At 37.1% G+C, this 13,308-nt stretch carries 10 protein-coding genes and 1 pseudogene; 10 read left to right on the forward strand and 1 reads right to left on the reverse strand.

What is annotated here, in order from left to right; translation table 11 throughout:
* Nucleotides 1-230 precede the first annotated feature (230 nt).
* The 4 genes and pseudogenes from FTU06_RS15175 to FTU06_RS15190 all read left to right on the forward strand — a co-directional run bounded on the left by FTU06_RS15175 (nt 231) and on the right by FTU06_RS15190 (nt 5,613).
* On the forward strand, nt 231-2,312 hold the full coding sequence (locus FTU06_RS15175) for a tyrosine-type recombinase/integrase (RefSeq protein ID WP_180147440.1): 2,082 nt from the start codon (nt 231-233) through the stop codon (nt 2,310-2,312).
* Between the two features lie 329 nt (nt 2,313-2,641).
* Nucleotides 2,642-2,959 carry an IS200/IS605 family transposase gene (gene tnpA / locus FTU06_RS15180; protein ID WP_373684710.1) on the forward strand — a complete coding sequence of 106 codons (318 nt, stop codon included), beginning with the start codon at nt 2,642-2,644 and terminating at the stop codon, nt 2,957-2,959.
* A gap of 61 nt (nt 2,960-3,020) precedes the next feature.
* Nucleotides 3,021-4,132: pseudogene (locus FTU06_RS15185) on the forward strand (IS66 family transposase); the annotation flags it as partial.
* Nucleotides 4,133-4,650: 518 nt separating this feature from the next.
* Nucleotides 4,651-5,613 (forward strand): IS30 family transposase, encoded by a 963-nt coding sequence (locus tag FTU06_RS15190; protein ID WP_077109281.1) that lies wholly within the window; start codon nt 4,651-4,653, stop codon nt 5,611-5,613.
* Nucleotides 5,614-5,694: 81 nt separating this feature from the next.
* Here FTU06_RS15190 and FTU06_RS15195 read toward each other — a convergent pair whose 3' ends face one another.
* Entirely contained in the window at nt 5,695-6,867 is a 1,173-nt protein-coding gene (locus tag FTU06_RS15195; RefSeq protein WP_094069347.1) for a replication initiation protein, read from the reverse strand.
* 856 nt (nt 6,868-7,723) lie between these two features.
* Here FTU06_RS15195 and FTU06_RS15200 point away from each other — a divergent pair.
* The 6 genes from FTU06_RS15200 (at nt 7,724) to FTU06_RS15225 (ending at nt 13,282) form a co-directional block, all read left to right on the forward strand.
* Nucleotides 7,724-8,497: a ParA family protein gene (locus tag FTU06_RS15200; protein ID WP_094069344.1), complete on the forward strand. Its 774-nt coding sequence runs from the start codon at nt 7,724-7,726 to the stop codon at nt 8,495-8,497.
* Nucleotides 8,498-8,510: 13 nt separating this feature from the next.
* A complete protein-coding gene (locus FTU06_RS15205) occupies nt 8,511-9,422 on the forward strand; it encodes a ParB/RepB/Spo0J family partition protein (protein ID WP_070153141.1) in 912 nt (303 codons plus the stop codon).
* Between the two features lie 105 nt (nt 9,423-9,527).
* Entirely contained in the window at nt 9,528-9,806 is a 279-nt protein-coding gene (locus FTU06_RS15210) for a hypothetical protein (protein WP_070153138.1), read from the forward strand.
* A gap of 227 nt (nt 9,807-10,033) precedes the next feature.
* Nucleotides 10,034-11,581, forward strand: a complete 1,548-nt coding sequence (locus tag FTU06_RS15215; RefSeq protein WP_154320136.1) for a class I SAM-dependent DNA methyltransferase — start codon at nt 10,034-10,036, stop codon at nt 11,579-11,581.
* Nucleotides 11,578-12,693, forward strand: coding sequence for a restriction endonuclease subunit S (locus FTU06_RS15220; RefSeq protein WP_104915058.1), 1,116 nt, complete (start codon nt 11,578-11,580; stop codon nt 12,691-12,693). The genes FTU06_RS15215 and FTU06_RS15220 overlap by 4 nt, the downstream gene beginning before the upstream one ends.
* A 55-nt stretch (nt 12,694-12,748) precedes the next feature.
* A complete protein-coding gene (locus tag FTU06_RS15225) occupies nt 12,749-13,282 on the forward strand; it encodes a DUF2939 domain-containing protein (RefSeq protein ID WP_167846516.1) in 534 nt (177 codons plus the stop codon).
* The last annotated feature ends 26 nt before the right edge of the window (nt 13,283-13,308 follow it).

A 13,308-nucleotide genomic window follows, 5' to 3' on the forward strand; every position in this document is an offset into this window, starting at 1 on the left:
TTATAATCAGCGAAGAATTCAAAAAGGCTTGGATTTTAAGACACCAAATCAAATGGCAGAAGACTTTTATCGGTTAGCTGCCTAGAATCTCCCAAGTGAAAGTCTCCTGCTAATTCAGCACACATCAAGATGCACTAAAAGATGTACTAAAAATTCATAAAGACTTATTAAAAATTATTCGTCTTCGCCAAACAGATGCCCCAATCTATCAACTCATGATCGATTATTGTATGGAGAATGCAAAACTCTTTAATGAATACAGTAAACGAATCACCCTGTGGTTAATTAGTCTCTTTAAACCACCTCAAGAAGATATAGATCTGCTAGCTCAGAGATTTGATTTTTGCGCTACAATTTTTGCTAAAATCATTTCCAACAATAGCCAGTTAGCCAAAAGCTCAATTTACACATACTACACTCGAATTGGTGAGCCTTGGCTAATCTATTCTTTACAATATCAATTTTCTGAGGACGATGAAGAAACACGCCTGCAAAAAATATATGCACAGATTTATCAAAATAACTGTATTGCTGAAAGTCTGCTCGAAGATACTGTTAAAAAATCGGCTGCTCAAATTGTAAAAACACTCAAACGTTTTCATCAATTTCAAGAACAACTATTCGATGCCCCAGCATTCACTTTAGAGACGCTGGATCAACAAACCAGACCACGCACACGTATTATCAGCCCAGTCACATTTCAACTGTTAATCAAAAAACTTCAACAAGCACATCTACAAAATATCATCTCTCAACATGACTATGAAAATCTTAGTCTTATTTATACGCTTGCTTACAGAACTGGGATGCGAATTAATGAAATGATTGGTTTACGTATCAAAGATACTGAAGGATTAAACAGAATATCATTATTGGTCAAGCCATATGGGTCAGAAAAAATAGGCAATGAACACAGATTAAAGACTGACAGCGCGCAACGTAGCGTGCCCGTGTATTGCTTACTCAAAGCATCTGAGTATCAACAATTTCATCAATATGTTGTCAAACAGCGGTTAACAAAAAAACCGAATGATTATTTATTCAGTCAGTTCAATGAGAATAAGAAACTCAGCCAGCACATGCTGACTGCACCCTTTAAAAATTTTATGGATCAGTTATTCAAGCAACATCACTATACATTTCATTCATTTAGACATTCTGCAGCAAATCATTTAGCATTAATTTTTAAATGTGATTATCATTTTTTGTCTGATAGCCTCACAGACTATACGGAAGTTGAATATAATCAGCTCAGGGCTGAGTTATTACGTAATTCAATTGATCAAAATCATTGGATTATCATCGCACATCTTTTGGGGCATCTCGAACCCATCGAGACCTTTAAAAGTTATATTCATGTAGCTTACTTTATTGCAGGTTATCAATTTTCCAAATATCGCCCATTACTAAGCAATGGTTTGGTTAAGAAAATGCTGGGGATAAGCAATTCAACACAAGAGTTACATTTTCTAAAATCGCTCAATGATCAGTCTGAATTCAATTTTGAAATGCATGCTACAACGCTCTGTAAACTCCTTCTAAACAATCAAGAAAAATGGATAGCGAGCAATGCTCACACACTACATGCAGAATTAGAGGTAAATCAAACGCAAGAACATTGTATTTTTGACTATTTTGTCGCGACTCCAGAATCTAAAATCGATCTTGATCTATTTTATAAGGCACTCTGCTTATTAGAGTTATACAAATATGATACGGAGCGCGTAGCACAAGAACTTTGCCTATCTCATGAGCTCATCAAGTATTGGTATGACAATGCAATCCAACTCAAACAACTTAAATCTAGAAAAAACAATCCAAGACTTTTTCATATAACCGAACTGCAATACATCAAACCGTCAATGATTGATACTAATGAGGACCTTTTATTGGTCACACATTTTTTTAACTATCTACAAGCCTGCTATCAAAAGTCACCTGAAAATATTAGGTATGTCTTAGAATTCTTTATTAATCACGTAACTGCTTCACATACAGGTTTACATTCAACGCGGAAAAATATTCAGAATCTGGAAAAATTCTACTATGCGGCCAAAGATCTGTTTCCTGCCAACATGTGGCATTTACTTGGAATAGATATGGTTAATTTTTTAAACAAAGAAATTACGCCGAATCTACTCAAACTTGCCAAGGCAAATCAGAAACTAGAAGGTTACCCAACAACAAAAGAAAATAATGCACGCTTACAGCTATATTCCTTAAAACAAGGCAAAGCACTACCGGCTTTTAAATTTTGTTTACATCTGGCTTGCATTGGTAGGCCTGCTCAATTGCAGTTAGAAATAAAATGACTTCAATAAATCATCGTAACGGATACTGCTTAACTCTCGTGCTACACCTAAGTTTTAATGGTGAGTGTCTGTTTTAATTTTTTTTGGGGGTTATACAGTTAATTAATGCTGATAAAAGCCTAGGCTGGCCATATATAATTCCATCAACCTGATTTTTTACCATTCGGTTTACCTAATTAATCATCACAAAATTATGTTGGTGATAATTTGGTAAATTTTTAAAAACTTATGTGACCACAATTAAACGATCTTAATAAAAATTAATTCCAATAAAAAATATTTGAAAACGTAAGTTGTTTATTTCATTGTACTTATATACACAGCAATTTATACAATTTAATATATATTATGTTGGTGACTATTGCCAATATCGGGCTTTGGATTTTGATGCTGTATTGATTGAATTTAATGGGGAGGATGATCATGTTCATTTATTAATTAATTACCCACCAAAAGTTGCTATTTCAAATTTAGTGAATAGCTTAAAAGGTCTATCTAGTCGCCACCTTAGAAAAGACTTTCCTGAAATTAAAAACAAACTTTGGGGTGATTCTTTATGGTCGCCAAGTTACTTTGCTTCAAGTTGCGGTGGTGCGCCATTAGAAATTATTAAACAATACATCGAGCAACAACAATCACCTCATTAGAATTAAAAATCGAGCCTTATATCACCTCCATAAATGAGGGTGTTTTACGGCTCATTGGATAAATAAACATAAACGTCGACTACTCCCAGATCATTTAGCAACCGTACGTATTGAGCATGAATCTGCATCAACGCAATACATCTGTGGGTGCACACTGCGTCGTATCGGCGAATATCAGTGAAAAATTGAATTTCAGACCAGCGCAGTTCTATAAAGAACAGCATGTGCGTGGTAAATGGGTTTGTGATCAATGTGACACCCTGACTCAGCAAACGATGCCTGCCTATGTGATCGATAAATGTATTGCGACACTTGAGTTACTTAGCCATGTGCTGGTATCCAAATATGCTGATCACTTACCGCTGTATCGTCAGCGACAGATCTTTCTGCGCGCAGGTGTAGATCTATCTAGATCCACCCTGTCAGATTGGATTGGTCGCTGTGGTGTAGACACTTGAACCTCTGGTCAATGCCTTAAAACAGGTGGTGCTGCAGCAAGGGGGTGATCTATGACTTTCAAGAAACCGTTCAGGTCTGCATGCAGAAGAATTCCTGAATGGCTGGCAGGGACATCTGGTCTGTGATGATTACAGTGGTTATAAAGCACATTTCAAATCAGGTCAGATCATTGAAGTAGGTTGCATGGCACATGCATGTCGTAAATTCCATGAACTGCATATCACTGGGAAAAGTCAGATTGCTGAACAGGCACTGGTGCTGATTCAGAAATTGTATGCGATAGAAGCAGAGTTAAGGCACAAGACCGACGGTACAGCGCAACAACGCTGCGAATACCGGCAACGGCATAGTCAACCAGTGATGCAACAACTATATGAATTGCTCAACCAACATCATCTGATGGTGCCATCAAGCTCTACCACCGCTAAGGCAATCAATTACACTCTAAAGCGCTGGCAAGCCTTAAGCCGCTATTCAGATGATGGTAATCTATCTATTTACAATGATTTGGTGGAGAACCAAATGCACCCTTGGGCTTTAAGTCGTAAGAACTGGTTGTATGTTGGATCACTGCGCAGTGGTCAGCGAGTTGCTAACATCATGACATTGATCCAGTCAGCAAAGTTGAATGGTCTAGATCTGTATGCCTATTTAAATGGTGTACTGCAAAAGTTGCCGACATACAAAGTGATCCAAATTAAAAGATTGGCATAGAGTTTAGAGGACACTTACAAATCAATGGTATCGCCAAGTTGATCGTCATCATCTTTAGCTAAAACGGTCTTTAGCTTATCATTTGTGGCTAGACGCAACAGCATCAAATATCTAGCTTAAGAAGCATCTCAGAGTAAATTTTTACAACAAAGCTAATAAGCTTAGGCTATTTTAATAGTTTTCATGATCCGCTGCTTTATACAAAGGCTATAAAAATATTTAGTAATTTTTTATCTAAATTACTCTATATACTTAAAACTTGGTTGATCTCCCTATCTTAACCACACCATTTTTTGAGCACTGAAAAACTTTTTTCTGCAAAAATATATGAGGAACAACAAAAGTGTAAAATCTAAAAATAATATCTATTCTTTTAACTATTTTTCATTCAGCTATACACACAGATATTTTGTACGCAGATTCAAATCTCAAGTGCAACACATTTGTAGTTAGTTGAAAAAGTTAGGTGTATTCATAGAATCATTAGACTTTTTCAACCCGCAATTGGAAAGCACACAATGAAGAAATACACCCAACTTTCTCAAGATGAAAGATACGAAATTTATGCTACTTTGAAAAGTAAAAGTTCAATCGCTACCCTTGCTCGGGAGTTAGGACGTTCACGATCAACCATCTACCGTGAATTAAAAAGAAATACTGGGCAACGTGGATATAGAGCTCAACAGGCAGCTAAATTTGCAAGTCAAAGACGGTACCGTCCTTCATCATCAATGACAGCATTTGCCTTCGCTTATATTGATTATTTGATTGGTTTGGACTGGTCACCAGAACAAATTTCAGGTGCTTTAACACAACGCGGTTGGCTGGATGTACCTTCACATGAGTGGATTTACCAGTACATTTATCAAGATAAATCAAAAGGTGGTAAACTTCATCTACACTTAAGGCATCAGAAGAAATATCGAAAACGCGGTTACAAAAACACGGATCGTAGGGGGCAAATCATTGATAAAACAAGTATTCACTGCCGAGACCAGGTCATTGATCAACGACAACGTTTAGGAGATTTCGAAGGTGACACGGTGATTGGTAAACATCATAAAGGTGCTTTATTGACTCTCGTTGATCGAAAGAGCCTGTATGTACATATTGTTCATTTAGGGTCAACGAGAGAATCCTCTCAAACGATTACTTGTGCATTAGATCGTTTACAAATGAGCCATGCTTATAGTGTGACATTTGATAATGGCAAAGAATTTTCCGAACACAAAAGAATTACTGATGCTGGCATAGAGACGTATTTTGCTGATCCTTACAAGTCTATTCAGCGAGCTAGAAATGAAAATACGAATGGTTTAATCCGTCAATATCTGCCAAAATCATCATCGTTTGATGACGTGTCAAACGAACAAATAGAGCAGATAGAATTTGCACTCAACCATCGTCCTAGAAAAACCCTAGGTTGGTATACACCGAGTGAAGTTATGTCTGGTTTTTATACTGTTGCACTTGCCGCTTGAATCCGCCGTATCCAATTTTCTTAGTACTTGAATTCTTCAGTGATACATTAAAAAATGTGTAGCAAGTTGCTACACTTTTCCTTAGACAAGCTCTTTACCAAAAATATCATTCAGCCTATCACGAATACTTTGTACAAATTCCGGATTATTTTTTAGTTTATGCTTCATATTACGTTTAAAGTCATTCAAGCTCATACCAACTTCAGCAAAATCCATTTGGAATAAAGTGTCATTAATAACAATATTTGCTTGAGAGTCAGTGAGACAACCAATTTTTTTAAACCACTTCTTGAACTGCGAATACTTTTCATCATTATTAAAAATGTACCAGGAACGTACATTCGTATCGAATTTTGCCCCCAATTCTTTTACTAATGCATTCTCTTCAAATGGAACATCAAGATAAATTTTTTCAATTACAGCAGTTTCATTTAGTGTTTTATCAGTAATACGCTGATGCAGTTTAAAATTCACCCCCACAATTGGGCGCCCTTTTTTTATGGTTTCATACTCTAGTTGTAGATCTGTATTTTCGTTAATTTCTGCAACTATTTTATCTAATACATAGCGTCTAAAATCTACCCAGCGATCATATTTAGTTTCATTAATATCAATCAGAGCTTTCAAGTTTTCTAAAAGCATTGGGACTTCATAACTCTTTTGGCTTGCGTACTTGAATTCATTTTTAATGAAATACGTATAAAGACTCATACTAGCAACAGAATCCAAGGCAAACAGATGTTTCAATTGATAGGTGGTGAAATTCCCCCCAGCCAACTGCGTGAAATACGGTAACACCTCACTGGTAAAACGAATCTGAATGGCATTTTTAGAATCATCTTCCCATCTTAACTCACGGATAATAGGAACGACAGAATGTACTTTTTTAGTCTTTCTCTTACCATCATCAGTAGGTTCCTCAATAATAAAATGAGCCACCCTAGATGAAAGTTCTTTATAAATCCGGTCTATTGCAACATTAATCGAATTGCGTTTATTCAATCCTAGTAAATCTGCCAAATCATCCTTATACAGATAAATATAGGTTTGTTCTGTGATTTCACCATTTACCCTATTTTTCTCACTATAATTTGCAACAGCCATTGCATATAGGAGCGCCTTATATTCATTGGCTGATAACTCAATTGGGCGAATTAAGCGGTTACTAGTGCTAACAACGCCATTATGACGAATATTGCCTATACAGTAAGGAATATGATTCAATTCTTCTTGCAATGATTCTGATTCTGTCATAACCGTGATATTTATATATTTAATTCTATTTTTATATACAAAAGTGGAAAAACTTTCAAGACTTTCACCACAAGAATCTAAGAGTGGAAGGCTTGTCATCAGAAATATGCATTTTTGACGATTTATTGTCCTTAAAGTGGAATGAAATATATTATTTCCACCATATAGTGACAGACCTTCCACCTTTAGCTCTAAACTAACAGTTCAAAATACCCATTTTCACTTATTTCTTCCAAATTTAGGTATGCTATGTCAGATAGAAACCTAGATGTGACAAGGCTTCCACCTTTCATTAGATTTGAAAGGTATAAATGAATAGATAATCATCAGGAAATATCCAATAAAAAAAATTTATCCACAGGGTGCTAACACATAGTGACAAACCTTCCACCCTTAAAGATTGTTTAGCCAACTTTATCAACAAATTAAGTATTTATTTTTGCAAGAGTTTTTTAAAAAATATAACCTTTTTAAAAATAGTAGTGACAAACCTTCCACTCTTGTGACAAACTTTCCACTTTACGGTGACAGACCTCCCACCTTTGAGTGACAGACCTTCCACCTTTGAGTGACAGACCTTCCACCTTTGAGTGACAAACCTTCCACTTTACGGTGACAAGCCCTCCACTTTTAAAATTATAAGCATTTGTTTTATATAGCAAAAAAACAGTCTTAATTATTAATTAGCTAAATAAATAATTATACTAATTATTAATTAAGCTAGCTTATTTAAAAATTAGTTTTTTAAGTTGTTTTACACCTAAATAAATAAGATTTATAAATTTAAAAACTATAGTATGATGAGTGAAAGTTATTTATATTGTTAAACATTCAAATACGGAAGCATCTGACACGTATGTCTGCAAAAATTATTACGGTTGCTAACCACAAAGGTGGATGTGGCAAAACAACGACCGTTGTACATCTAGCCTCTGAACTTGCAAATCTTGGCAATAAAGTTTTAGTCATTGATTTAGATCCTCAAGCAAACGCAAGTTTACACATTGGGATCCAACATCCAAGCGAAATTGTTGTTACTTCAGCAGAATTACTCGTTGGTGATATTTCATTATTAGCTGATGCATTACAAGAAGAAACAAACTTTGAAAAAGTATCATTAATTTATGGCTCATTAAATTTAGGAAAAACTGAAGACCAGCTTAAAGAAGAAGCTCCTCGTCCTTCAGAAGAATTAAGCATCAAGCTAGAACTGTTAAAAGATCTTTACGACTTCATATTAATTGATTGCCCACCTAGTCTTAAACTATTAACCAGTAATGCCTTAGCATCATCAACACATGTCATTATCCCTATCGAATCTGGATCACAATATGGACTGTATGGGGTAACAGATCTTTTAAACCATCTTGAAAAGATAAAACGTATTAATCCAGATTTAGAGCTTTTAGGCGCTTTACTGATTAAACATGATGAACGTCAGAATGTTTGTAAATTGATTCGGGATGAAGCTTTAAAACAGGTTGGAAAAATTTTACAAACTACCATTCCTCAAAGTACTAAAGTTAATCAAGCAGCAATTCTGCAACAGCCACTTTTGAAAGTAGAAAAAAATTCAAAAGTACGTAAGGCTTTTGAAAGCCTTGCTTATGAAATTGTAGCGAAAGTTTAAACCTGAGAGTATTATGGCAAGCACTAAAGAGCTTTTAGCTCAAAAATTGAAACAAAATACAGAAAAACATCAGCAAGCACAGAAAGACAATATTAAAGAGCTAAAAGAATTTAGACGTAATGTTCCTATTGAGGATATCAGTCGCAGTCCCAACCAACCGCGTAAAGTATTTGAAGATTCTCAATTAAAAGAACTGGCGGATTCTATTAATGAAATCGGCCTTTTGCAGCCCATTACAGTGCGTAAACTTGATAATCTGAAATATGAACTGATTGCAGGCGAGCGACGCTTACGGGCGCATCAATTACTCGGCAAGTCGGTGATTGAAGCCATTATCATTGATGCTAATGATGAAGAAGCATCTTTGTTAACCCTAGCTGAAAATTTAAAGCGTCAAGATCTGACAGATTATGAAATTTTTATTGGTTTGAACTCACTTGATGAAAAGTTGAAGAAGAACAAGCAACGTTTAGCTAATTCATTGGGTTTAAATCGCGAAGATATGTACAAATATCTATCGTATGAAAAGCTGCCTAAAGCAATGTTGAATGACCTGGATTTGGAGCCAGGTCTAGTCGGTCGTACTGCTGCAACAGCGTTCAAGAAATTTTTATCGGATCATATAGAGCAACTTTCGGAGGCGGAAACAGCTTTACTCGGTGCTTGGGAGAAATTAAAAGAAAAAAAACTGGAGCAAAGCAAAGTTACTTCTTATGCTGAAAAACTATTGAGTCAAGATCCAGAAAAAGTAACCACGACATCAGTGGTAAGAAAAATCGAATATGATGGTAAGGTTGCTGGAAATATCAAACTGAATCAAAAACAGCTCAATATCTCTCTTAAAATTTCAGAAATTGATGAAGCTAGTCTTTTACAACTAGAAGATTTTTTAAAACAGCTTATTCAGAAAAGTGAAAAAGTGTAGCAACTTGCTACACTTTTCAGTTTGCTCATAAAACTCTCACACTTACGTGAGAATTTTTTATAATTATCACATGCGAAAAATTATACCACCCAAACTGAAATTGATATGGTTACGCTAGAAGAGTTTATTCCTAAAAATTATCTTATACGTAAAATAGACAAAGCGATTGATCTCAATATCATTCATGAACGTGTCGCGCATCTATATTGTCCCGATAAGGAGACTGTTGAACGAATTTTGCCGTTGCAAAATAATTACAGGGTCTCTGTTATGCAAGTAACGCAGCAATGTTTACTGTCAGTTACAGCACAAAACTTGAAGAAAATCGCCTTGCACTTATCGAAGTTAATTTTTATTGTATTTTTTAGCCATCAATACGCTTAAAAATAAATCACTATGAATAAGCGATAGAAGTTTAGAAAATACCCCCACTTTAACGATCGCTAAAGTGGGGTTTGTGATTAGTCTGAAAAGTGTAGCAACTTGCTACACTTTTTTAATACTTAAATTGTACGACAAGAAATGACGTATCAATACTTACACACGAGCGTATTATTGGGTACTATTGGTTTAACTAAAACTAGATAACCTATTCATTGCAGGACAATTCCATGGCACGTACTCCAAAGCAAACCAAACAAGAACCCATTGAGGTCATTCTTTGGAAAGCTGCAGACAAACTTCGTAAGAACATTGATGCTGCTGAGTACAAGCATGTAGTCCTTGGTTTGATCTTCCTCAAGTACATCTCTGACTCATTTGAAGCTCACTACAACCTATTGGTTGAAGGTGAGGGAGAGTTTGCAGGAGCTGATCCTGAAGATCGTGATGAATACACTGCATACAACGTCTTCTTCGTTCCTGAGATCGCACGTTGGTCATACCTGTTAAACCAAGCAAAGCAAGTCACCATTGGTAAGATTGTAGACGATGCAATGGAAGCCATTGAGAATGAGAACCCTCAGCTCAAAGGTGTACTACCTAAAGTCTATGCACGTCAAAATCTCGATCCTACGAGCCTAGGTGAGCTGATAGACCTCATTGGTAACATTGCCCTAGGTGATGCAAAAGATCGCTCTGCCGACGTTTTAGGACACGTATTCGAGTACTTCCTAGGTGAGTTCGCTTTAGCTGAAGGTAAGCAAGGTGGGCAGTTCTACACGCCTAAATCCATCGTGAGCTTATTGGTTGAAATGCTAGAGCCATACAAAGGACGTGTATTCGATCCTTGCTGTGGTTCAGGTGGTATGTTCGTACAGTCTGAGAAATTCGTAGAATCGCATCAGGGTTTAGTGGACGACATCTCCATCTATGGTCAAGAAAGTAACCAGACAACTTGGCGTTTGGCCAAGATGAACTTAGCCATTCGTGGCATTAACTCAGAGCATGTGAAATGGAACTCTGAGGGTTCATTCCTGAATGATGCACACAAAGACCTGAAAGCGGATTACATCATTGCTAATCCACCATTCAACGTCTCTGATTGGAGCGGTGAGCAGTTAGTGGGTGATGCTCGTTGGTCTCTAGGTACACCACCTGCAGGCAATGCGAACTTCGCATGGATGCAACACTTCTTGTATCACATGAGTCCTAAAGGTCAGGCAGGCGTTGTGCTTGCTAAAGGTGCATTAACCTCTAAGACCAGTGGTGAAGGTGAGATTCGTAAAGCCTTGGTTTCAGAAGCCAATGTCATCGACTGTATTGTGAACCTACCTGCCAAGCTGTTCCTGAACACACAGATTCCTGCTGCTTTATGGTTTATGCGTCGTGACCGTGTTAACTCAAGCCAATACCAAGATCGTAGCAATGAGATTCTGTTCATTGATGCTCGTAACCTAGGTCATCTGATTAACCGCAGAACCAAAGTCTTGTCTGATGAAGATATTAAGCTCATCACAGACACTTACCACAATTGGCGTAACAAGGGTGGTGAGTATGAGGATGTTGCAGGCTTCTGTGCATCTGTACCACTTGAGAAAGTCGCTGAGCTTGATTATGTACTGACGCCAGGTCGTTATGTTGGTTTAGCTGATGATGAAGATGAGTTCGACTTCAAGGTACGCTTTACAAGCTTAAAGGCAGAGTTTGAAGCACAGCTTGCTGAGGAAGCCAAGCTAAACCAAGCCATTGCTGAGAACTTAGCAAAGGTGGTTGTATGAGTGAGTGGCAGGTTGGGCGATTAGATAGCTTCTTTACCCTAAAACGTGGTTATGACTTACCAAAGCAATCTCGTGTTTCTGGTAGTGTTCCCATCATTGCTTCTTCAGGTTTTGCTGATTTTCATAATGAAGCCAAAGTAAATGAATCAGGTGTTGTGACGGGCCGATATGGAACCATTGGTTCAGTTTTTTTCAGTGATGTACCATTTTGGCCATTAAACACATCTCTTTATGTAAACGACTTTAAGGGGAATGACAAAAAGTTCATCTACTACTTTTTGCAAACATTGGATTGGGAAAAATTTAGTGACAAAAGTGCGGTGCCTGGAGTTAACCGTAATGATGTTCATCAAGAAGAGATATGCTTTCCGTCTCTCCCTGAACAAAAAGCCATAGCCTCAATCCTTTCATCATTAGATGACAAGATCGACTTACTGCACTGTCAGAACAAGACTTTGGAAGCCATGGCTGAAACACTGTTTCGTCAATGGTTTATTGAGGAAGCGAAAGAGGATTGGGATGATTTACTAGTAAGTGATATAGCTACTCATATCAAAGACAATGTGAACCCATCAAAAGATCCTCTTAAGACATACTATCATTTTAGTTTGCCTGCTTTTGATTCAGGAGAAAAGCCTACTATTGAATTGGGTGCGGAAATTCTGAGTAATAAGTACAGAGTATGTGAGAACTCAATTTTAGTCTCAAAGCTGAATCCAAGAGTGCCTCGTATATGGTTATTAACTGATGTCAAAGATAATTATGTATGTTCAACAGAGTTTCAGAATTTGAAGCCTAAAGTAGGATCTCATTTAATGTTCTTGTATAGCTTATTCAATTCAAGAGATGTTATTGATGAATTAGCAATGAGTGCTTCGGGAACCAGTGGCAGTCATCAAAGGGTTAAGCCAGAAGATATGTTAAATATCTCTTTTAAGACTCCAAGTTTAGACTACCTTGAAGAGTATTCGCTGTTGATTACTCCTTCGATGCAAAAGGTTTCATCTAACAAGAAGCAAATCCAAACACTTGAACAACTACGAGATACCTTGCTTCCTAAGCTGATGAGCGGCGAAGTCAGAGTCCAATACCAAACAGAAGAAGTTGCATAACATTTGAGGTGAAGTCATTTGATGGCTTCACCTTTTTTACATTCAGGGGGCTGAATTGAATAAAAAAATTATAGGGGCAATCATTGCCTTAGTCGTAGTGATCTGTGGCTACTTGTATGCTTCGCCATACATTGCCATCAATAACATCAAGAATGCTGCACAAGTAGGTGATAGCGAAAAGGTGTCCAAGTACATCGACTATCCAAGTGTGCGTCAGAGCTTCAAAGATCAAATGAATGCCATGATGATGAAAGAGATGGCAACCCATAAAGATGATGGTTTCGCAGCACTAGGTGCCATGCTTGCATCTACCATGGTAGACAAGATGATTGATGGTTTTGTCACACCTGAAGGGATGACCATGATGATGCAAGGCAAAGACCTTAAAGATGCAGCACATTCATCACAGGGAGCATCAACAACAGAAACCAAAGAAGAAGATCAAGCAGAGTACAAAACTCGCTATACCTCATTCAGTGACTTTGAGGTTGTGATCCAACATCCAAATGATTCCAAAGCCGTCACTGTCAAAATGGTTCGTGATGGTTTGAGTTGGAAAGTGAATAAGATCGCTGTGCCGATGGATTAAGTAAAAGAGAACAAAGAGGAAAAACA

It is taken from the genome of Acinetobacter sp. YH12052 (assembly GCF_013419835.1).
Classification (GTDB): Bacteria; Pseudomonadota; Gammaproteobacteria; order Pseudomonadales; family Moraxellaceae; genus Acinetobacter; species Acinetobacter amyesii.

Excerpts from the sequence above, each read along its gene's own strand:
- FTU06_RS15175 (WP_180147440.1), top strand. The coding sequence starts at position 231 with ATGGAGAATGCAAAACTCTTTAATGAATACAGTAAACGAATCACCCTG.
- FTU06_RS15190 (WP_077109281.1), top strand. The coding sequence starts at position 4,651 with ATGAAGAAATACACCCAACTTTCTCAAGATGAAAGATACGAAATTTAT.
- FTU06_RS15195 (WP_094069347.1), bottom strand. The coding sequence starts at position 6,867 with ATGACAGAATCAGAATCATTGCAAGAAGAATTGAATCATATTCCTTAC.
- FTU06_RS15200 (WP_094069344.1), top strand. The coding sequence starts at position 7,724 with ATGTCTGCAAAAATTATTACGGTTGCTAACCACAAAGGTGGATGTGGC.
- FTU06_RS15205 (WP_070153141.1), top strand. The coding sequence starts at position 8,511 with ATGGCAAGCACTAAAGAGCTTTTAGCTCAAAAATTGAAACAAAATACA.
- FTU06_RS15210 (WP_070153138.1), top strand. The coding sequence starts at position 9,528 with ATGGTTACGCTAGAAGAGTTTATTCCTAAAAATTATCTTATACGTAAA.
- FTU06_RS15215 (WP_154320136.1), top strand. The coding sequence starts at position 10,034 with ATGGCACGTACTCCAAAGCAAACCAAACAAGAACCCATTGAGGTCATT.
- FTU06_RS15220 (WP_104915058.1), top strand. The coding sequence starts at position 11,578 with ATGAGTGAGTGGCAGGTTGGGCGATTAGATAGCTTCTTTACCCTAAAA.